Annotated in this window: 19 protein-coding genes and 1 pseudogene; 9 read left to right on the top strand and 11 right to left on the bottom strand. The window is 68.7% G+C overall.

The window, feature by feature from the left end; genetic code table 11:
* Positions 1 to 327 precede the first annotated feature (327 nt).
* A pseudogene (locus ACE4Q9_RS33595) lies at positions 328 to 422 on the top strand.
* Positions 423 to 455: 33 nt separating this feature from the next.
* On the opposite strand, the gene ACE4Q9_RS33590 reads toward ACE4Q9_RS33595, so the two are convergent.
* The 3 genes from ACE4Q9_RS33590 to ACE4Q9_RS33580 form a co-directional block, all read right to left on the bottom strand.
* Positions 456 to 1,274: a DUF6924 domain-containing protein gene (locus ACE4Q9_RS33590; RefSeq protein WP_397988369.1), complete on the bottom strand. Its 819-nt coding sequence runs from the start codon at positions 1,272 to 1,274 to the stop codon at positions 456 to 458.
* Positions 1,275 to 1,571: 297 nt separating this feature from the next.
* Positions 1,572 to 1,958: a DUF6009 family protein gene (locus ACE4Q9_RS33585; protein WP_397988367.1), complete on the bottom strand. Its 387-nt coding sequence runs from the start codon at positions 1,956 to 1,958 to the stop codon at positions 1,572 to 1,574.
* 130 nt (positions 1,959 to 2,088) lie between these two features.
* Positions 2,089 to 3,642 carry a phage/plasmid primase, P4 family gene (locus ACE4Q9_RS33580; RefSeq protein WP_397988365.1) on the bottom strand — a complete coding sequence of 518 codons (1,554 nt, stop codon included), beginning with the start codon at positions 3,640 to 3,642 and terminating at the stop codon, positions 2,089 to 2,091.
* 1,759 nt (positions 3,643 to 5,401) lie between these two features.
* On the opposite strand from ACE4Q9_RS33580, the gene ACE4Q9_RS33575 reads away from it, so the two are divergent.
* On the top strand, positions 5,402 to 5,854 hold the full coding sequence (locus ACE4Q9_RS33575) for a MarR family transcriptional regulator (protein WP_397988364.1): 453 nt from the start codon (positions 5,402 to 5,404) through the stop codon (positions 5,852 to 5,854).
* 53 nt (positions 5,855 to 5,907) lie between these two features.
* The gene (locus ACE4Q9_RS33570; RefSeq protein ID WP_051850404.1) at positions 5,908 to 6,165 is read left to right on the top strand and encodes a hypothetical protein; all 258 of its coding nucleotides are present in this window, start codon (positions 5,908 to 5,910) and stop codon (positions 6,163 to 6,165) included.
* Between the two features lie 141 nt (positions 6,166 to 6,306).
* On the opposite strand, the gene ACE4Q9_RS33565 is transcribed toward ACE4Q9_RS33570, so the two are convergent.
* The 3 genes from ACE4Q9_RS33565 to ACE4Q9_RS33555 all read right to left on the bottom strand — a co-directional run bounded on the left by ACE4Q9_RS33565 (position 6,307) and on the right by ACE4Q9_RS33555 (position 9,637).
* Positions 6,307 to 7,488 (bottom strand): ParB/RepB/Spo0J family partition protein, encoded by a 1,182-nt coding sequence (locus ACE4Q9_RS33565; protein ID WP_397988363.1) that lies wholly within the window; start codon positions 7,486 to 7,488, stop codon positions 6,307 to 6,309.
* Positions 7,485 to 8,744 carry a ParA family protein gene (locus tag ACE4Q9_RS33560; RefSeq protein WP_397988361.1) on the bottom strand — a complete coding sequence of 420 codons (1,260 nt, stop codon included), beginning with the start codon at positions 8,742 to 8,744 and terminating at the stop codon, positions 7,485 to 7,487. The genes ACE4Q9_RS33565 and ACE4Q9_RS33560 overlap by 4 nt, the downstream gene beginning before the upstream one ends.
* Before the next feature lie 302 nt (positions 8,745 to 9,046).
* Positions 9,047 to 9,637, bottom strand: a complete 591-nt coding sequence (locus tag ACE4Q9_RS33555) for a TetR/AcrR family transcriptional regulator (protein ID WP_397988359.1) — start codon at positions 9,635 to 9,637, stop codon at positions 9,047 to 9,049.
* 130 nt (positions 9,638 to 9,767) lie between these two features.
* Between ACE4Q9_RS33555 and ACE4Q9_RS33550 the strand changes: the two genes are divergently transcribed.
* From ACE4Q9_RS33550 to ACE4Q9_RS33530, 5 genes are all read left to right on the top strand, one after another.
* A complete protein-coding gene (locus ACE4Q9_RS33550) occupies positions 9,768 to 10,148 on the top strand; it encodes a nuclear transport factor 2 family protein (protein WP_397988357.1) in 381 nt (126 codons plus the stop codon).
* Between the two features lie 216 nt (positions 10,149 to 10,364).
* Positions 10,365 to 12,593, top strand: coding sequence for a telomere-associated protein Tap (tap, locus tag ACE4Q9_RS33545; RefSeq protein ID WP_397988355.1), 2,229 nt, complete (start codon positions 10,365 to 10,367; stop codon positions 12,591 to 12,593).
* Positions 12,594 to 12,596: 3 nt separating this feature from the next.
* On the top strand, positions 12,597 to 13,154 hold the full coding sequence (tpg, locus tag ACE4Q9_RS33540; protein WP_397988353.1) for a telomere-protecting terminal protein Tpg: 558 nt from the start codon (positions 12,597 to 12,599) through the stop codon (positions 13,152 to 13,154).
* 146 nt (positions 13,155 to 13,300) lie between these two features.
* Positions 13,301 to 13,714, top strand: a complete 414-nt coding sequence (locus ACE4Q9_RS33535; protein WP_397988352.1) for a hypothetical protein — start codon at positions 13,301 to 13,303, stop codon at positions 13,712 to 13,714.
* A gap of 172 nt (positions 13,715 to 13,886) precedes the next feature.
* Positions 13,887 to 14,141 (top strand): hypothetical protein, encoded by a 255-nt coding sequence (locus ACE4Q9_RS33530; RefSeq protein WP_397988350.1) that lies wholly within the window; start codon positions 13,887 to 13,889, stop codon positions 14,139 to 14,141.
* A gap of 406 nt (positions 14,142 to 14,547) precedes the next feature.
* Here ACE4Q9_RS33530 and ACE4Q9_RS33525 read toward each other — a convergent pair whose 3' ends face one another.
* Positions 14,548 to 15,279, bottom strand: a complete 732-nt coding sequence (locus tag ACE4Q9_RS33525; protein WP_397988348.1) for a hypothetical protein — start codon at positions 15,277 to 15,279, stop codon at positions 14,548 to 14,550.
* A 757-nt stretch (positions 15,280 to 16,036) separates the two neighbouring features.
* Complete coding sequence (locus ACE4Q9_RS33520; protein WP_397988346.1) at positions 16,037 to 16,681, bottom strand: MBL fold metallo-hydrolase; 645 nt, start codon at positions 16,679 to 16,681, stop codon at positions 16,037 to 16,039.
* A gap of 97 nt (positions 16,682 to 16,778) precedes the next feature.
* Here ACE4Q9_RS33520 and ACE4Q9_RS33515 point away from each other — a divergent pair, with 97 nt between their 5' ends.
* Positions 16,779 to 17,207, top strand: a complete 429-nt coding sequence (locus tag ACE4Q9_RS33515) for a MarR family winged helix-turn-helix transcriptional regulator (RefSeq protein ID WP_397988344.1) — start codon at positions 16,779 to 16,781, stop codon at positions 17,205 to 17,207.
* Between the two features lie 97 nt (positions 17,208 to 17,304).
* Here the strand turns inward: ACE4Q9_RS33515 and ACE4Q9_RS33510 are convergent, their stop codons facing one another.
* From ACE4Q9_RS33510 to ACE4Q9_RS33500, 3 genes are all read right to left on the bottom strand, one after another.
* Positions 17,305 to 17,496, bottom strand: a complete 192-nt coding sequence (locus tag ACE4Q9_RS33510; protein WP_397988342.1) for a hypothetical protein — start codon at positions 17,494 to 17,496, stop codon at positions 17,305 to 17,307.
* Between the two features lie 83 nt (positions 17,497 to 17,579).
* Positions 17,580 to 17,753, bottom strand: a complete 174-nt coding sequence (locus ACE4Q9_RS33505) for a hypothetical protein (RefSeq protein WP_397988340.1) — start codon at positions 17,751 to 17,753, stop codon at positions 17,580 to 17,582.
* Between the two features lie 13 nt (positions 17,754 to 17,766).
* On the bottom strand, positions 17,767 to 18,765 hold the full coding sequence (locus tag ACE4Q9_RS33500) for a GlxA family transcriptional regulator (protein WP_397988338.1): 999 nt from the start codon (positions 18,763 to 18,765) through the stop codon (positions 17,767 to 17,769).
* Between the last annotated feature and the right edge of the window lie 88 nt (positions 18,766 to 18,853).

Genomic DNA, 18,853 nt, shown 5'->3' with positions numbered 1-18,853 from the left:
TCTGACCTGGCGTTTTCTCCAGCGACCGAGCAGCGACCCAACAGCTACCCACCCCTCGTTCAGTCGCTGCCCTTCAGTCGCTGCCCCCGACCGCCGTGCTCGGGCCCTGGCAGTCCCAGCGACCCGAGCGACTCAAGCGACTCTGGATCGAACCTGGACGATCGGAGCCTCACCGGGCTCCGCACACGAAACCAGCGACCGAAGCGACCGAACTCTCCTGCCCGGCTCCGACGAGTTGTGCGGCAAAGCCATGTCAGCCCCATGTCAGGAACTCGTGCCACTCTCTTTCACGTGAACGACCCCGGACACCACCGGGGCCGGGAGCGAGGAGAGGTGCCCGGAGTGGTTGATCGGGGACCAGCGAGCACGCCTCAAGGTCGGGCCCCCAGGGGTCCACGCAGGTTCGAATCCTGCCCTCTCCGCCTCACGCGGCTCTGGCGTCCGTCCAGGCGCCGTCAGTAGTGCTGCCCCCGGTAGACGCCGTGCGTGTCGGCGCCGCGGCTCCAGTCGCCGAAGCTCGTGTTGCCCAGCTCCATGTTGACGATGAAGGAGCCGGCCGCGGCAAGGGTGATCCTGAACGGGCCGTCGTCCTCGCCGGGCAGGTTGTTCACGGCCAGCAGCGGAATTTCCGCGGAGGCCAGAGCCTGCTCGTCGGCGATGAGGAGGAGGCTGCTGTCGGGCCAGTCCGCCTCGTCGCGGCCGTTGCGTGCCCGGAGCTGGTCTGCCGTGCGGCCCGCATGGATCGGGTTGTCGATGACGGTGACCGACTCGTAGTGCTCAGGGGCGCCTTCGAGGGCCTGGAGCAGACGTGCCCATGCGTCTGGCTGGCCGTAGGACGTACGGACCAGGAGGGGGCCGACGGCGTCCTCGATCCTGGGAGCCGCCGGCTCGGGTTCGGCGCCGGTGCGGTCGCCGGCGATGACCTGGATGAGGAAGCGGGGCTTCTTGCCGTCCGCCGAGCGGTCGCTGGCATGGACGCGGACCAGGTAGGGACCGACTCCGGCGGTGGCGAGGTTCTCCTTGCGTACCGGTTCGTATCCGCTGTCGCACAGGGCGAGGAAGCCGGTCGTGGAGATCACGGTGGTCTCTTCGACCTCGTCCCAGCCGGTCTCCGTCCCCGGGTCGGCTCCGGCGTAGAGGGTGACGACAGGGTTCTCCAGGGCGCTGCCGGCGTCGATGTGCAGCCAGTCCTTCCCAGCCGCCAGGAGCCCGCGGCCGTGCGGCCGTGCGGCCGTGCGCCGGTGTCGGGGTCCATGACGGTCAGGTCGCCCCACTCCTTCATCTTCAGGGGGCGGGTGCGGCCCTGAAGAAAGGGCCAGGTGGAGCGTGGCATGGAGCCCCCTGTCTGTGCGATGCGTGCCGGTCATGCGGCGTCCGGGCACGAGGCATCGTGCACCGTACGGCTGTCCACGGTCGCTGCTGTACCCGGCCCCTCCCCCAGCCACGGGACTGACGGGACTGAGAAATCGGCAACCCCCGCGACCGGCTCGGCCTGTTCCTCTGGTCCGCCTACGGCCTTCCCGACGGGCCGGTCCCGTCAGTCCCGTGCTGTGCGCCCACGCCGATGTCGTTCACCCCGTGGCTGCCGCTATCTCCGCGGTCCGGCCCTTCTGCGACCGCAGCGTCTTGGCTCCGACCTTGCCCGGCTCGATGGTACGAGGGTCGACCGCTTCGCCCGGGGCACCTACCGAGTACGGACCCTGAGGCTCCTTGTCACGGTCGTGGGGCAGCAGGAAGAACGCACGGCGGGCGAAGAGGCCGGAGTCGGGGTCGCTGGCGGCGCCCGGATGGAGGTTGGTGTAGCCGATGAGGCGGCCGTCGCGCGAGTAGCGGGGCTTGCCCTTGCGGGTGGGGACCTTGTCCAGGGCCTGCCGGACGTAGTCGAGGTTTTCCGGGTCCTCCAGCCAGACCACTTCGTTCTCGTCGGTGAGCTGGCTGTCTTGCAGCATCGAGCTCATGGCCGCGGACCCTCCTGTCCCGTGGGCCGGCCTCTGGCCGGATCGTGCGGCACGCTCACCGCTGGTCGTCTGGTTCGGGCAATTATCGCAAGAGTCCTGAACAGGTTGCCGCCGGACTCCACCCGCGGCGTCATGGGCCGGGCTCTGTCCCGGCGTCGGCGAGGAGGGCCAGGCCGGGATAGAGCTTGCGGTCGTTGTTCTTGATCATCTCTGCTGGGGAGGCCAGACCGAGCTCCTGGCGGATACGGCTGGCAAAGGCACGACTCGTGGCCGGGCGGATCCCCTCTTCCGAGCACCACCGGCCGTACGACGCGTAGAGGAGCTTCTGCTCGACCCGCAGCTCGGGATTGGGCTGCCCGCCCTCGCCCTTGGTGCACCGCTCGGCGATGAACCGGCCGATGTGGTCCTCGGTCTTCTCGTAGGCCTCGGTAGCCAGTCGCACGCTGGCCGGTCCGTGGAGCGGGTCCCTGGTGGCGAGGTAGTTCTGGGCGCCCTGGATGAGCCAGTGCAGGATGCCGGGGCCTTCGTCACGGACGAGTTCCTGAGCGAGGTTGTCGATCTTGAGTTCATCGGGGACCTTCCGCTCGAACGGGATGATCCTCATGCGGCGCCAGAACGCGTACCCGCCGGTGCCGACTTCAGGCCGGTGGTTGCCCAGCAGCCACAGCTTGTGGGTGGGCCGGAAGGTGAAGAAGTCCTGCCGCATCCGGCGGGCGGTGATGGTGTCGCCACCCGTCAAGAGCTTGACACGGGCCTCGTTGAACTTGTCGTTGGGTTTGAGTTCGGAGCACACGACGATGCGCCGACCGTGCAGCTCGGTCAGCTCGGTGCTGTGCTCGGTGAACTTGCCCTTCTCCATCAGGAAGCCGGGCGGCGCCGCGTTGGCGTAGTCCCCGAGGATCTGCATCATCACCTCGAGCAGTACGGACTTGCCGTTGGCGCCGGACCCGTACAGGAACGGCAGGATCTGCGCACCCACGTCCCCGGTGACGGAGTAACCGAGCAGCAGGTGCAGGAACGCGATCGTCTCCCGGCCCTTGGCGTCGTCGCCGAAGGTGTCGCGCAGGAAGCTCTGCCACCGGGGCAGGGGCATGTCCTCCGGTCCGACCGTGGTGGCACGCGAGTGCATGTCCGCCAGCGGGTCGGGTTTGCGCAACTCACCGGTCCGCAGGTCGACGACTCCCCCTGGGGTGCACAGAGCGTAGATGTCCCCGTCCATGGAGTCCGGATCGAGACTGAGTCCCGGCGCAGCCTGTGCCTGTTGGAGGAGGGCCTTCACACCCGCGGTGGACTGCGTACGACGCCGGTGCGCGGCCAGCTCCCGGTTGCTGAACGTTCCCTGCGGGTCGGTGCGCGGCATCTGCTCGGCCATGTCGCCGGCTGCCCACATCGCGCCTTTCTCGCCCCCGGTGCGCTTCCACCGGTATTGATCCCACGAGTACCAGCCCAAGCCCTCCACGTGGCGGAAGCGATCGCTGTACAGGCGCGCGAACAGCTTGGCGTTGCCCCGGTCGGTCAGCTCGTCCGGCAACAGGCCTGCCGGCGCTCCTCGTCGGCCTCCCTCACTTCCCGCCTGTGCGGGCACCAGCGCCTGGTCTCCGGGCAGCCCCAGATCAAGGCTCGTCTGCCTGGTCTGCTCCGCGGCGGCCGCGGTGGCGAGGTGCGCCGGCTCAGCACTGCTCATGAGCGTCCCTTGTCGAAGCCCGACACGAAGAGGCCGACGGACGACGGGAGATCAGCACGGCTGCGGTGCTCGCCAAGACCTTCAACGCGGCGGACACCGCGGGGCTTCGACGGGCCTGCCGCAAACTGGCCGGGCACTAGAGAGTCCTTGTCCTAGCTGGTTTTCTTCGTCTGGGGCATCAACCCCACGGACACCCTGTCCATCGCGTCGCCACCCGCCTCCGGGGCGGGACCAACGGGGCTGACGGGACTGAAGCTTCCGTTTGCGATCAGAGGCTAGCGCACACCCCGTCGTGGCAGCACCCTCAGTCTCCGCGTGTCGAACATTCGGTCCCGTCAGCCCCGCACAGTGTGAGCGCCGCGACGCGCAGCAAGGAGGGGGCGGGCCCGGCATCGTTTCGGTCCCGTTTCAGTCCCGTCCACAAAACAGCAGGTCAGAAGGCTCAACCCCTCCTCTACGGGACTGACGGGACTCAAGCTCCTATATATGAGCTACAAAACACGCGTGGTACTACATACATACGTACGCGCGCATACGCGCGCGCCTGATCGGTATAACTTGCACTGTCAGTCCCGTCAGTCCCGTTCTCCGCCGAGACAAGCCTCTGACCAGGCACTTTGCCTGCGGGACTGAAACGGGACCCAAGCACAGCCTCAGTCCCGTTTGGTCCCGCACCACCGAAAGTCAGCCACGACGATGCCGCTCGTCGGCGTCTCAGGCGCGCGTGTGTCACAGCGACCCCTTCCCGGTCTCAGCCACGCCTCTGTCGGTAGATGCCCCGACGGACCGCTGGCCGCCCACGGCGAACGCACATCCCGGCGGGGCACCGCAAGCCCGCTAGGGCTGAGGAGCTACCGACCCGACGCGCCTCCTGCTCCAGTCACCGGCGTCCAGCCCCTCTCCCCCAGCACCGCGGTCGGCACCCAGCCCTGCGACCGCGGCAGAACTCTCGTGACGGGTCCTGTTGGCCCTCGTCCGCGGGTCACGACATCCCCCGTGATCGTGATCCGCGGACGATGAAGGAGGCGAAGGACCTGCGTGGTCGGTGGATTTGGTGCGGGCGCCTGGTACCAGGGGCCTTCGCCGGCCCCTGGACCCCGCTCCCCCGCCGCTTCCTGGCGCGCAGCCGTTTCGTCGTGGCGCGGACCGTCCGCGCCAGGAAGCGGCGGGCCGTTGTGGGCGGGGGCCGGATTCCGGCGTTCCAGGACGGAGTGGCATACGGCGGTGAGAGCGGTGGTGCGAGGGGGGTCGCTGTGAACCGGGTGGGCGTCGTAGGCGGGAGCGGTGATGCATCGGGCAAGGAACGGGGTACTTCCTGAGGTCGTGTGGTGTCGGGTCGTGTGGTCGCGCGAACGCACGCCCCAGATGGGGTGGCGGGAACCCCGAAGGCGGTGCTGGTTCCCCAAGTAAGAGAGCGCGCCCGCCAAACCGGCTCTGACCTGCATAGAGACCGTCGACGACCACGATCGTGAGAACTGGCAGGCAGTTCTCACGATCGTGGAGGGCGTTCCTAGGAACTGAGTGCCCAGATCCTGTGACCCGGTACCCAGTTCCTAGGAACGCCCTAGATTGACGTGAAGTACATGAGGAGAGCCGAAAGACCGGTGATCCGGGCGCGGTACGACATGAGCGTGGAGGCAGACGACACGTCCCCCAGGCGGACTTGATTGACGTCTCGTTCATGTACGTTAGGTTCATCTGGTCGGCCTCGCAGCCACCCCTCGTGAACCGGTAGTCAACCTCTCGCTCGGAGGGCTCATTGGGAGCAGCACGCAGGCTGGTCGACGCCGATACAGGCGAGCCGGTCCCCTATGCGCCGTACGCCTTCTCCGGCCGTCACACACAGGTCGACAAGGCGCGGGTAGAGGCGATCACCGAGTCCAAGGCGTTCACACCCAGTCAGAAGTTCCTCGTCCTATGGTGGATCGGAGTCTCCCCCGAGGGGATGGAACCGCTGCGGGCCACCGGTGCGGACATCGCCAAGCGGGTAGGGATGTCCGCCGACGCCGTCGGCAAGATCAACAGGAAGCTGGTGAAGCATCGCATCCTGGTCGTCCGAGGCCGCGTCGGCAACTACAACTTCTACCGGATCAGCCCCTACATCGCGTTCCACGGAACGGGGCTCGAACAACGTGAAGCAGTGAAGACGTGCAACCCGCCGGACATTCCCGGATTCGACGACCAAATCCCTGCACGGTGGGAGGCCCAGTGAACAGCAGCGACGACAAGCACCAGAACCTCGAGTTGCTCGAGAAGACCGCAGGCATGACAGCGAATCAGCGACTCGTCGTCATGCTCTACGCGCTCCACCCCACCGACCGCTCCGGAGCGGTCCTCGAGACCGCCGCCAACCTGGCGGAGCTGGTCGGGATGGCAGCTCCCGTCTTCTCCCGCACCCGCAAGCAGGTCATCGAAGCCGGCTGGCTCGAGGAGACCGGGAGGATCGGTCACATCAGGTACTACCGGCTCGACCCCAAGCGTCTCGGCGAGCACGTCGTCATCCCTCTTCGACGCGCGACATGACGTCCTGCGGACCGCACCTCATGTACGTCACGTCAATGAGGTGCGGTCCGCAGGACGTGTTCCTTCACCACCAGGCAATCGCCCCGGCGACCAGCTCGGCACCGGGGCGATTGCCGAGGGAGCCCGTGGGCCCGTATGAATTCAGCCAGCGTGGACCGCCTGGCTGTCCCTGTGCTTGATCAGCAGGTCCAGCATCTTGTCGAACTCCTGCGGCGGCATCTTGTGGATCAGGAAGTACGCCGCGTCCGTGCCGTTCTCGTAGGGGAACCTCTTCGGCTGTGATCCCCCCGCACCAGCCGTCGTTTCGGCGGCTGTGGCCTGGACCGGCACCGTCGTGGGAGCAGCCTCCTCGGCCCCGTCGACAGCTCCTGCGCCTTCCCTGCCTGCCGACTTGGGAACCACAGGCCGATCGGTGTCGCCTTCCGATGTGGATGCCGATGCTGGAGCTGGAGCGGGGTCCGCGCCCCGTGCACTGTCGGACGTGCCCCCCGCCCGCGTCCTCTGAGGCGCCTCGGTGATTACGCCGTAATCACCACCGCGAGGCTCCGCGACGCCCTCTACCGATCCCGCTGCGAGCTGCTCGCGCTGAGTCTTCGCCGCGCGAGACCTCTCCTCCTCCCGGCGGCTCCGGTCCTCCTTCAGCTCCCGGAAGGCCGCCTCCTGCTGGTTGGCCGGCTTGTTGCCGACCGCGCGCAGGAGGTCGATGGGCTCCTCCCCGACGAGGGCCTGTAGTTCGGGCGTCAGGTTGAGCAGGGCGAGACGCTGTGACACCCAGCCCTGCGAGCGGTGCAGGCGCTTGGCCAGGGCCCGCTGACTCCCGTGGATGGCCAGCAGCCTCTGGAGGGCGCGCGCTTCGTCGATCTCTTCCAGGTCCTGCCGGTGGATGTTGGCGACCAGGGCGGATTCGAGGAGTTCCTCGGAGGTGGCACCCTGCTCGTCGCTGACCATCACCTTGACGGTGGCGAGTCCGGCTTCGCGAGCAGCGGCGAGACGGCTGCTGCCGTCCACGACGACATGGGTGGTGTCCGGCTCAAGGGCGGCTTCCTGGCCGGGGTTGGCTTTGACGTAGGCGTCACGGTTCATGACCGTGATCGCCTGCTTCTGCCCATGGGTCTTCAGGCTGCCGACGAGATCGGTCAGATCCCCGAGAGCGGAGCGCGGGTTGTCGGGGTTGGGGCTGATGCGGTGGACGGGAAGTTCCGTGGGGGCCGCGACGCCTTCGGTGGGAACCCCGGTCGCGGCGGCCACGGCCTGGCGGCGGGCGCTGATGGGGCGCACTCCCCCGCCGAAACGGCCACTGCCCAGCTGGTCGGCCTTGCTCACAGGACCTCCTTGGCCAGGGCCCGCATCCCCACGGCCTGCTGCGATTTGGGCGCGTAGGACAGTAGGGGCTTCTTCACCCGGACGGCTTCCTTCTGCTCCTTCAGGTCACCGATGAGGCCGACGACGCGCGGATCCTTTATGTCGACCCACCCCTGGAGCGATGAGGTGGCGATGTAACCGCGGCGGGAGTCGTAGAGGTTCACGACGATGCCGAGGTAATCGATGTCGACCTTGAGGTCGCCGCGAAGGTCGTCGATCTGGGTGGTGAGCAGCTCGTAGGCATCCGCGGAACTGTCCTCGGCCTGGACGACGATCAACGCGCCGGACTGGCCGGGCTTCTCCCCGTCACGGCGTCGGCCGTAGTAGGCGGCGGCATCCATGCTCAGGCCGAGGCTGGGCGGGCAGTCGACGATGATTACGTCGTAATCAGCCTCCAGCGGCGCGAGAGCCCGTTCGAGCGCGGCCTCACGGGCGCGTACGGCGGACAGGCGTACGTCGAGGAGGAAGGCGTCGTTGCAGGCGGGCAGCAGATGGAGCCTGCCGCCGAAGTTGTCTTCGTCGATGGAGACGATGAGGTCGCGGAGGTCACCCTTGGGGTCCCCCGCCATGTGGTTGGTGAGGCTGTCGCCGTTCATGGGCAGCGGCGTGGCGCCCAGCTGGTTGGTGAGGTGACACTGCGGGTCGAAGTCGACGAGCAGCACCTTCAGGCCCGGACCGGGAAGGTTCTCGATGTCGAGCGGGTCGTCCAGCGGCGGCATGTCGCCTGACTGGGTCTCACTGTCCCGCAGGGCTTTGGTGAGCGCCTTCGCGACCCGTACGGGGTGCAGGGCTTCGGAATCCTCGGCCAGCGCCTCTCCCAGCCCCGCGGTGATCGCGGTCTTGCCGACCCCGCCCTTCTGGTTGCAGACGATGATCCGGCGGGTGATCTCGGGCCGTTCGACTTCCGGCGCGGGGTTGGCGTCGAGCCAGAGCTGGACGGACTGGGCAAGGCCCTGGATGAGCGAGACCCGTCGGTCCGTCGCGATCTGCCTGAACTCCTCCCACTGCCCGGGAGGCAGGAAGGTGGAGAAGGAATCGGCGCCGGAGGTATCGATGGTTGCGGCGGCGGAGGCCAGTCGGCACCAGTCCGTGATGCCCTGCTCGACTGCGACCTGGATTTCGACGCCGTACTGAGCGGCCCTGACTTTGAGGCTCTGCCGGAGCCAGCCCGGCAGTTTGGAGACGACCTTCTCGCGATCGTTGGCTGGCGAACTCATGGAGACACCATACTAACGTCCTTGATCATCTATCTCACCGACACGTTAGTTAAGCCTCTTTGTTACCGCGTCAGCTCCCGCGCGAGGTGATTACGCCGTAATCACCGGTCCGCCTTCCCCGGCCGACCCTTCCCTGCGGAGCAGAGCGATTACGGCGTAATCATCACGCAGCACACCGGAGGAAGCGCCGCAACCGAGGCACCGTCGGCATGGCGCGCCACTAGCCCCCTCGGCGCTCTCACCGGTCGGGTGATTACGCCGTAATCACCCGACGTCGGCTCGCCCCGCCCTGGTGACCTGTCTCAGCGGAGTTTGATCGCCGGGTGCCAGGTCCCGCTGAACAGGTCGGCCACCAGGGTGCGGGCGTAGGTCTCGTCGGTGCCGGGCACGGCGAAGACGGTGCGGAAGTAGAGCGGGGCGACGATCTGATCGAGCAGCCGCTCCAGCGGGGGAGGTGTCTCGCCCCGGTCGCGGGAGGCTCCGAGGATCGTGTCGAGGTCGGCCGTGGCGCGCCGCAGACATTCCCGCAGGCCGCTGCGGCGCTCGTCGATGTCGGGGGAGACCTCTGCCCGGAAGAACGCGATCCCGCCGGGCCGGGTCAGATCGGCCAGTGTCCGGATCGCGTAGGCCTCCAGGTCGGTGCGGAGGTCGCCGCTGGAAGAAGGCGGGGCGGCGGTCTCGCGCAGGGCGGCCACCTCGGCGAGCAGGGCCTGCAGCGTGCCCCAGCGCCGGTAGATGGTGGTGGCGTTGACCCCGGCGCGTTCGGCGACTGCGGGGATCGTCAGCTGGGTCACGTCGCGCTCGCCGGCCAGGTCGATGACGGCTCGATGGACGGCCGCCTGGACGCGGGCGCTGCGGCCGCCGGGGCGCTTGGCGGGGGATTCGGCATTCACGTATCCGAGACTAACGCAGATCAGATTGCTTTTAGCGGGTAAGGCGTACTAGTCTGCGTTAAAGCAAATCGCTCTGCTTTAGCTGGCTGCGGTTAGCCGGGCTATCGCTCGCACTCCGAAGGGGACTGCCATGACCACCACCGCCCACGACCTCGGTCGGCGCTTCCACGCCGCACTCACCTCCGCCGACTGGTCGGCCATCCGGTCCCTGCTCCACGACGACGCCACGTGGACCCTGCCGGGCGACAACACCATCAGCGGCACCGCCGTGGGCGCGGACGCCGTGGTCGAGCGCGCTCAGAAGATCGCCTCGTACGGCCTGTCCTTCGAGCTACTGCACATCCTGGTCAGCCGCGAGAACATGGCCCTGTCGCTGCACAACACCGCCCAGCGCCCGGGAGCGATCCTCGACGAGTACCTGTCCACCGTGTGCCGCCTGCGTGACGGCAAGATCGCCGAAATCGAGACCTACCTGTCCGACGTTCCCGGTATGAACGCCTTCTTCGTCTGACGCCGACTCGAGCTCCTGATGCCTGCCGGGGGAGTGCTCGGGTGATTACGCCGTAATCACCCGACGCGGGCTCCCGCCCACTCGCTCTCCTCCGCCCTGAGTGATTACGCCGTAATCACTCACTCTCACCCCACGGCACCTATGTGCGATCCACAGGCGACACTTCGTCCGATTCGATGAGCGCTTTGGATAGGGTGTCTCGTGGAGGTGAGCCCTGTGGCCACTGAGGACCAACTGTTCAGCGCGGTGGATGCGCTGCTTGAGCAAGTCGCCCAGGACGCGCTCCCGAGCCCTGCCGAGCGCAAGCGCCTGCGAGAGGCCGCCGGGCTCAGCCAGGCCCAGGTGGCGTCCGCACTGAAGACCCGCCGGGAAACGGTCGCGAGCTGGGAATCCGGCAGGAACGAACCCCGCCCGCCACAACGCGCCGCGTACGCCCGCCTGCTGGAGAAGCTGGCCGAGCGCTTCCCGACCCCCGACGAGGCACCCGCCCCGGAGCCGGAGTCATTCCCCACCCCGGCGTCCCTTCCCGCCCCGGCTCCCGCTCCCGCCCCGGTGTCCGTTCCCCCTCCGGCGCCCGTTCCCGCTCCGGCGCCCGCGATGACGGCCCCGACCTCGGCCGTACGACCGGCGCCCGCCGCGAGGCCGGCCACCTACTCCCCGCACCCCGGCGTGAAGAAGGCGGCGAAGGGGCCCGCCACCACGGCAGCCGCCGACGGCCGCTTCGAGAACGGCCCGCTGGCCGTGGTCGATGTCGACGACGACGGCCAGGTGGCGGCGTACTGCGTCGGCGGCCTGGTCCTGGACGTGCCCGCCAAGACCCTGCCCACGCTGGTCGACTGGACACTGACCGAGGCCAAGCTCGGCCAGGCCCGGCTGCACCGCCACGGCAAGGACGCCGACCCCGTCCTCGTCCTCACCTCGGCCGCGCTGGAGCGCTACGGCCTGCCCGCCGAACTGTCGCCCGACGACCGGCGTGCCGGACGGCTGCCGGCCGACCACAAGGTGATCAAGCAGATCGCCAAGGCAGGGCAGCAGCTCACCCGGCGCGGATTCGGCGCGTGGGCGCGCGTCTTCCGCGAGCCGGAGGGCTCCCGGCGCCGCTGCGTGCAGCTGTGCATCCCGGCCTGGGGCGCGCTGCCCATCGACGAGTGGGACAACAAGAACGACCCCCGGCTGCCCACCATGCACGCCGCGGAACTGGCCCGCTTCCTGGGCACGTACGCGGACCGGGTGATGACACCACGCGGCACCACAGCGGTCACCGGCCTGGAACTGATGACGGCGCTGCGCCCCCCCACCCGCGCGGAGCGGGACGAGGCCACCGGAGAGTTCAAACCGGCGCCGAACGACGACGCACTCACCCGGCTCTACGACGTGGTGGAGTGCGAAATCCCCGACGAGCACCCGAAGTTGAGGGGAAAGTACGCCCGGCACCACCAGCGCACCCCGGCCGAGATGCTGATGGAGGAGCCCTACAACTGGTGCCGGCAGCTGACCGACGACGAGTGCATGCGGCCGTACCTGGTCGCCATCGACGTCAACATGGCCTTCGCCGCCGCCGCGAACGGCCTTACCGTCGGCCTGAACGGCCCCACCCATCTGACCGGCAACCCCCGGTTCGACCCGGCGCTGCCCGGCTCGTGGCTGGTCGACCTCTCCCACGTCGACCTCTCCCGCGTCCAGGTCAACGGTCGCTTCCTCGACGCCGACCGGCTGCCCTCGCCGTTCACACCGACCGGCGACCGCCCCGACGGCCCGGCCTGGTACGCCACTCCGACCGTCGCCTACGCACAGGAACTGGGCTTCGACGTCGCACCGATCGAGGCGTACGTGCGCACCCGAACCGGGCGCTACCTGGACCCCTGGTACAAGCGGCTGCGTGACGCCTACGTCACGACGATGGCCGATCTCGGCGTCACCACCGACATGGGCGGAAGGCAATTCCTGGACGCCATGGCCCGCTCCGGGGACGCCGACCCGGCCCTGCTCCTCGTACTGAAGGCCATCAAGGCGACGGCGAAGGGCGGGATCGGCAAACTGCGGCAGCGCAACCGCGGCCAGGTGCCGTACTACGAGCCGTGGCCGGCCCTGGAACGCCTCACCTGGCGTCCCGACATCCGGGCGGCCGTCCTGGCGAGCGTCCGGATCAGCATGCACCGCAAGATGATGAAGACCGCCGCCGCGGCCGGTGCCTACCCCGTCGCGATCGGCACCGACGCCCTCGTCTACCCCTCACCCGGCCCTTCCCCGCTGGACTTCCTGCCGCACACGGCCGAAGGCAAGCCCGCGCCGGGCTCGTTCCGGCTCGGCGTCTCACCTGGCATGGTCAAGCACCAGGGCACCCGGACCGTGCTGTGGGCGGAGCAGCAATTCGAGGAGCACGGCGGCGTCTTCAACATCGCCAACCTCGTCAAGACCGACCCGACCGCCGGGGAAGGCGAGTAACCCATGGTGGACTCGATCGGCGACGGCCTGGACCGCGCGCTGGAGGCGGCATTCACCCGCCGCCCCCCGCAGAGCGCCCAGGCGCAGATGAAGTACCTGGTCAAGCAGCTCAAGGGCACCAGGGCCGTCGCTCAGCTCCTCGGGATCTCCCAGCGCACCGTGGAACGGTACGTGACCGGCCAGCTCAAACGACCCCGCCGCGAGCTGCGCGACCGCATGGAGCGTGAGGTCAAGAAGCGCTGGCAGCCCCAGGTACGCGCCAGGGCACGCAGAAGGGCAGCCACCACCGACGGCCTGGTCGTCTCCACCCGCGCCCGGTTCGGGTTCACCGCGGCGCCGGGCACCACCGACGACGCCCGTATCCGCGACATCCTCCAGGCCCTGCCGCCCGAGTTCGCCGCCCAACTGTTCACCGCCCGCGAGCAGGGCGCCACCGAATCCCAGCTCCAGCAGATCGCCGCCGACGGCCTCGCCCAGATGTACTTCCGCGCCAACAACACCCGCGCCCACGGCCTGGGCGTGGAATTCACCGACATCGAACAGATCGAGATCCAGCTGTAAGGGCCTGGGTAGTCCCCACGGGCCCACGATGACGTAGGGGGTTGAGTTCCACACGGGGGAAGGGAAGTGGGCGCGCAGGCGGTCCACCGCGTCCAGGTGCGGCTCGCGGACGGGTCTCGGTCACCGGACGCGGCGTCCTGCTGCACGTGCCGTCGTGCGACGCCCTGCCCGAGGTACCGGAGGAATGGCGGCCGCTGCTCGACGGGCGGGACCACGCCCTGGCCGACCTGTGGTGTGACATCCCCTCACCCCGCGCGGCGGCGGCGAGGTTGGCGCGGCTCACCTCCCACGGCGCGCTCAGTGTCGAACCGGGCTCTTCCAGCGAGGAGTCGGCCTGCGTGTGGCACGCCGCGCAGCCCCATCTCGTACGGGACTCCCGGACCGATGGCAGCTGCCTGCTCGTCTCCCCGCAAACCGGCCGGGGCGTCAGGGTGAGCGCCACCGGGCGGCTGCCGTGGCTGCTCGCCGCCGCCGGCGCGACCGAAGCCGAGCTGGCGGTGAGGTACACGTCCTCGCGGAGAAGATCGACCGCAATCAGGCGCAGATCGTGGATCTGCTGACCCACCTCATCGGGCACAACTCCAACGCCGGCTGATCATGGCGCTGACCGCCGGCATGCGTGGCCAAAAGCCCGGATTCCCGTGATGCCATCGCGGCCGCCTGTCCCGGCCAGGGCCCCGAGTTCGGCGGGGTAGCCGGCCGGGGTGAGGAGTCTGTCAGGATGGCGGCATAGTGAATGAGCCGCATGATGAGCGGCTGCGGGATCTGCAATCGGAGGCATTCCGCACCGGGCGGACCCGTGCGGAGCACGGCGAGCAGTTGGCGACGATCCGTGAGCAGCAGCGCACGGCGTTCGGGAACATCGACTCCCTCGCCAACGCCGTCGGGGCGCCGGGGGAGCGGTCGATCACGCAGCGTCTGGACACAATTGAGCGAGTCCTGTTCGCTCTCGCTCGTGCGCAGGGCGTCGCCCCGGATGCCGTCTGACCGGCACATGTTCGCGTACGGGGTGGACGCGGCCTGCCAGGTACCGGGCAGCTCCACCGACGTGTACCTGTCCCGGGGCATGGATTTCCTGCGGTACCACGTCCATACCGGGCAGAGCACCCCGCCCGCGCCCATCATGTTCGGCCGGCGGGGACTGATCGGCACCCAGTTCATTCTGGAACTCGATGCCGCCGCCCCGTGCCCGGCCACGCCACAGACGTGTACCTCTTCAAGGGGGACCAGTACGCGCCCTACGACACCTACGCCCAGAGGATCGTCCGCGGCCTGCCTCGTCCTCCCCGCCGGTCTCGTCCTCGTCCAGCTCGGACGCTGTCCGGGTCGCTCGGCGAACGCGCGATGGTCCTGAGGGCCGAGCCCGGATACCTGCCTCAAGGCAGCCGGGTGACTATGTGCTCACCAGCACGGTGGTGAGAACATGTGGATCAGGCGGTGTTTGGCCTGTTACCCCAGGTACCCTTCGTTGACATTCATTCCCTGAAGCTGGGCGAAAGTGGTTTTGATGCCGCTGGGCGACACGGTGCCCAAGCGGATGGGGGACTGCAACTGGAACAAGGCTCCTCCGGTGGGCGACCCGTCGGAGGCCGTCCCCTGGGGCGGGGGCGGGTACTGGGGGGAGGTTCGACGCCACCCACTTCGCCGGTTCGAGGGTCTCGTAGATGAACGGGCCCGGGGTGTCCCCGTTCCGTTCGAAGGTGGCTTTGAACGATTCGAGCCACGTCTCGGTAAGCCCGCCGGGGCCCATGGAGAGGATGCTTGCGGGAGTGACATCGACGTCCGGCAGCTGAAGAGTGATCTTCCCGTAGAGCGGGTGGAACGCCTCCATCGTGAAGCCAAGCGTCTGTAGGCGTACGAAGTCCAGGCCCCCGACCAGGACCTTCTGGACGATGGAGCCGATGAAGTTGAGTCTGGGCAGCGGCGGCGGGACGTTCACGGCCAGCGTGGCGCCGAAGGCGTTCAGGCTGAGGTTGAAGGTCTGCCCGACTTCCGGAAGAAGGGCACGCCGGGCGGCGGTCTGCGGAGCGGCGAAGGCACGGCCGGTCTGGCTCAGGAGCAGTGCGCCACCGGCGGCGGCCACGGCCTTGCCGAGCAGACTGCGGCGGCTGGGGAGGGACGTCATGCCAAGATTGTCGAACTCCACACCTGCGCTGGAGCGGCTATGGGCAGTCATCTCCTTCCAACAGGTGATGCCTGCGTCTACTGTTCCCGCCCGCTACCCCGCGGCCTGTTCGCGGCTGGTGGAGGACCGGGCCGAGCGCGCCGAGCCCGCCCTCTATGGCCTCGCGGCACGGCTGGGGCAGGTCGTGCGCCTGCGCCGCGAGCACCGCATCGGACCGGTGCGGCTGGCCGCCCGATGCGGCGTCGCCGCCTCCAGCGCCCACCGCCTCCTGCGCCGTCACGTGCCTGCCCGCCACCGACCGGGCCAGGGCGAGCCCGTGCGCCGCCACATAAACGCTCCCGGCCTGGCGGCAGGGCAGCAAGTGCCCTTGTCCCCTGGGGTTCCGGTCAGGCCACTGAGGATCACCCGCAGGGGCGCTTTGCGCGGATAAGCACGCCAGTGGTGCCGTCGGGCAGGGAGGACGAAGTCCCTGCCGAGCTCCAGGACGACCGCTGGCTCGCCGCCCTGCCCCGGGACTGACCGGCCAACAGCCTCTCAAGTCACTTTCGGTGAGCGCCGTCGACACTGGGGGCCCGGCTCGCCGGAGGGGTCGGCGATCCGGCTCGTCGGCGGCAGCGGGCGACCGGGGCTGGGGCGCCGAAAGGACGAGCGATGAACCGGCCACCGTCACGATGGCCAGCGTCACGGTGGCCAGTGGCCACTGGTCGCCCGACGCACCGGCCAGGAGCGACCATGGCCGACGCGGCCTCGGCGGCGTTCAGCTCACCGGAACGGTGGCACCGGCGGTCAGCCGGGTGTAGGGGGCGCCGAGGCCGGGGCCGTGCTCGCCGAGCAGTCCGCCGACCATGGCTATGCCGGTGTCGTTCAAGGCACCGTCATGGATCGCGTAGGCGTGCTTGGGCGCGACTTCTCGGACGTAATCGACCAGGTGACCAAGGGTGGACCACGGAGCATGCACCGGGAGCAGCAGCGCCTGCAGGCCGGGCTGGTCCGGAACGGTCAGAGCGTCGCCGGGATGGAAAACACGGCGGTCGATCAGGAAGCCGATATTGCTGATTCGCGGAATGTCCGGGTGGATCACCGCATGCCAGGCACCGTGGACCTGGATGTCGAAGCCCGCTGCCGTGAAGGCGTCACCCTCACCGACTCGGTGAACCCGGTTGCCCAGCCCGTCGAGTTGAGCGGCCACCGCGGTGTTCGTCCAGATCTCCAGGGCCGGGTCGGCTGCGGCAGCGGCGCGCAGTGCGGACTCCGAGAAGTGGTCGAAGTGTTCGTGGGTGACCAGGACAGCGGAGGCGCCGTCCAGGGCCGCAGGGTCGGTGAGGCCGCCGGGGTCGATGACGAGACGGCGGCCGTCCTGCTCCAACTGTACGCAAGCGTGTCCGAACTTGGTGAGCTGCATGAAGATCTCTCTGGTTCCTCGAAGGGCAATCCGTACAGCTAAGTTGTACACCTAGACTGTGCAGCTATGTTGTACACTTTCCCTGTAGACTTTCGCCATGGAACAGAGCCGTCAGCTGGCCGAGGACCTGCGCGCAGCCGTAGGTCACCTGGTCCGCAGCACGAAGCACAACTCGGCAACGATGCCCGCCGCCGAGGCCGCCATCCTGGGCCTTCTCTACCGCGACGGCCCGCAGACCATCGCCGAACTGGCCCAAGCGCGCGGCGTGCGGCACCAGTCGGCGGCCAGGACGGTCAAGGAGCTGACACAGGCCGGCCTGATCGCCACCCGCCCGCACCCCACCGACGGACGCAAGCTGCTGGTCCATGTCACTCCGGCGGGCCGGGCCGCCCTGGAACAGGATCGGCACGCACGCGCCGACGTACTCGCGGACGCCATCGACAAGGCACTCACGGCGTGTGAGCGCGACCAACTCCGCCGCGGCGTGGAACTGCTGGTACGCCTGGGCACCCAGATGCGCTCCTGACCGAGCCAGCTCGTAGGTCGGTGACGGTGCCAACTCCCCCCTCTGACGCGAATGTTGATACCGGTCAGTGGCCTTCACGTCCTGAGGCTCAAGGGGATCAGCCGGCTCGGGATTTCCTCGCGCGCACCAGGCCCACCAAGCCCTCCAGTACCTCGACGGCGCGCCGGGCGGCGGGGTGCCGTGCGATCGACTTCTTCACCGCGAGACTGAGATACCGGACCGGGGCGGGGGACACCAGAGCGACGCTCGGCAGGCCCTCGGGTAGCTCGCCGATACCGAGTGCCGGCACGACGGGCAGTCCGTCCCCGGTGCCACGACTCGACCGGCCCGACGGCACCGGTGGAAGATGGCCGGCATGCAGAGCGGGCCGGATCAGGCGGCTTCGGCGTAGGCGGGGAGCTGCCAGTCGCCGCCGCGGTCCTCCTTGGACATGCGGGCGACCAGGTCGGGAATGTGCAGGAAGCAGGCCAGCGCGGTGATGTTCTGGAACGCGGTGATGGAGTGCTTGCTCAGCGGCATGCCCACCCGCAGGATCTTCGGGTTCACCCCGCCGTTCACTTCACGGCCGGGGTTGCGTGCGCGTGGCGGTGGTCGAGCGGAAGGCCCGCCGGTAGGCAGAGGGGGTGGTGTCCAGGGCGAGCCGCATGTGTTGCCGCAGGTTCGTGCCACTCCCCAGGCCGGTCTCGGCGGCGATGTCATCCACGGGCAGGTCCGTCGATTCCAGCAGGTAGCGAGCGTGCTTCACACGGGCGGCGGCGAACCATTGAGCTGGGGACTGGCCTGTCTCCTGCCGGAACCGCCTGGTGAACGTCCGCACGCTCATGTGGCAGTGCGCTGCGAGGTCCTTAAGGGACAGCCTTCTGTCCAGGTGCTCCGTCATCAGTGCACGCGCCTTGGCTGTCGACATCCCCGCGTCCTTGGAGACTGGCTGATCGATGTACTGGGCCTGCCCTCCTTCCCTCATGGGCGCGACGACGTTGTACCGGGCCACCTGGTTCGCCACCGAGCTGCCGTGGTCTTCCCGGACCAGGTGCAGGCACAGGTCGATGGCCGCCGCACCGCCGGCGGAGGTCAGGACTCCGCGATCGGCGACGTACAGCGGATTGACGTCGAGACCGACCGACGGGAAGAGCCGCGTGAACTGATCGACGTAGCGCCAGTGCGTCGTGGCCCTGTGCCCCTCCAGCAATCCCGCGGCCGCGAGAACAAACGCCCCGGTGCAGAGGGACACCATCCGCGCCCGGAGTCGAGCCGCCCGCAGCGCCTCCGCGACGCGGGAGTCCAGTACGCCGTCCTCGAGCAGTTCCGGAGAGCGGGTGCCTGCAACGATCACGGTGTCAGCGTGCGCCAGTAAAGACAGGTCTCCCCGCGGCACGACGTCGTACCCGTTCGCCGTCGGTACCGCGGCGCCGTCCGGCGTGATCGTCCGCACGCAGTACGCCGCACCCGGCCCGCGGGAGGGGACCGTGGCGAGCATCTGGGCCGGGATGCTGAGGTCGAACGCGACCACTGGCGCGATCGCGAGCACCACCACCTGATGAGGGGCTGCAACAGTCATGGCCCGATAGTTGCAGATAGTGGCTCCTGGGCCACTTCTGCCGTGCGCGTGGGCACAAGAGACTGACCACAGTCCCGCAGTTCCGCGG

The organism is Streptomyces sp. AM6-12 (assembly GCF_044327085.1).
Classification (GTDB): domain Bacteria; phylum Actinomycetota; class Actinomycetes; order Streptomycetales; family Streptomycetaceae; genus Streptomyces.
The sequence above is the reverse complement of the archived record's forward strand: the minus strand, read 5'-3'. Positions and strand labels throughout refer to the sequence as shown.

Excerpts from the sequence above, each read along its gene's own strand:
- ACE4Q9_RS33585 (WP_397988367.1), bottom strand. The coding sequence starts at position 1,958 with ATGAGCTCGATGCTGCAAGACAGCCAGCTCACCGACGAGAACGAAGTG.
- ACE4Q9_RS33580 (WP_397988365.1), bottom strand. The coding sequence starts at position 3,642 with ATGAGCAGTGCTGAGCCGGCGCACCTCGCCACCGCGGCCGCCGCGGAG.
- ACE4Q9_RS33570 (WP_051850404.1), top strand. The coding sequence starts at position 5,908 with ATGACAGCGAATCAGCGACTCGTCGTCATGCTCTACGCGCTCCACCCC.
- ACE4Q9_RS33560 (WP_397988361.1), bottom strand. The coding sequence starts at position 8,744 with ATGAGTTCGCCAGCCAACGATCGCGAGAAGGTCGTCTCCAAACTGCCG.
- ACE4Q9_RS33550 (WP_397988357.1), top strand. The coding sequence starts at position 9,768 with ATGACCACCACCGCCCACGACCTCGGTCGGCGCTTCCACGCCGCACTC.
- tpg (WP_397988353.1), top strand. The coding sequence starts at position 12,597 with ATGGTGGACTCGATCGGCGACGGCCTGGACCGCGCGCTGGAGGCGGCA.
- ACE4Q9_RS33525 (WP_397988348.1), bottom strand. The coding sequence starts at position 15,279 with ATGACGTCCCTCCCCAGCCGCCGCAGTCTGCTCGGCAAGGCCGTGGCC.
- ACE4Q9_RS33520 (WP_397988346.1), bottom strand. The coding sequence starts at position 16,681 with ATGCAGCTCACCAAGTTCGGACACGCTTGCGTACAGTTGGAGCAGGAC.
- ACE4Q9_RS33515 (WP_397988344.1), top strand. The coding sequence starts at position 16,779 with ATGGAACAGAGCCGTCAGCTGGCCGAGGACCTGCGCGCAGCCGTAGGT.
- ACE4Q9_RS33500 (WP_397988338.1), bottom strand. The coding sequence starts at position 18,765 with ATGACTGTTGCAGCCCCTCATCAGGTGGTGGTGCTCGCGATCGCGCCA.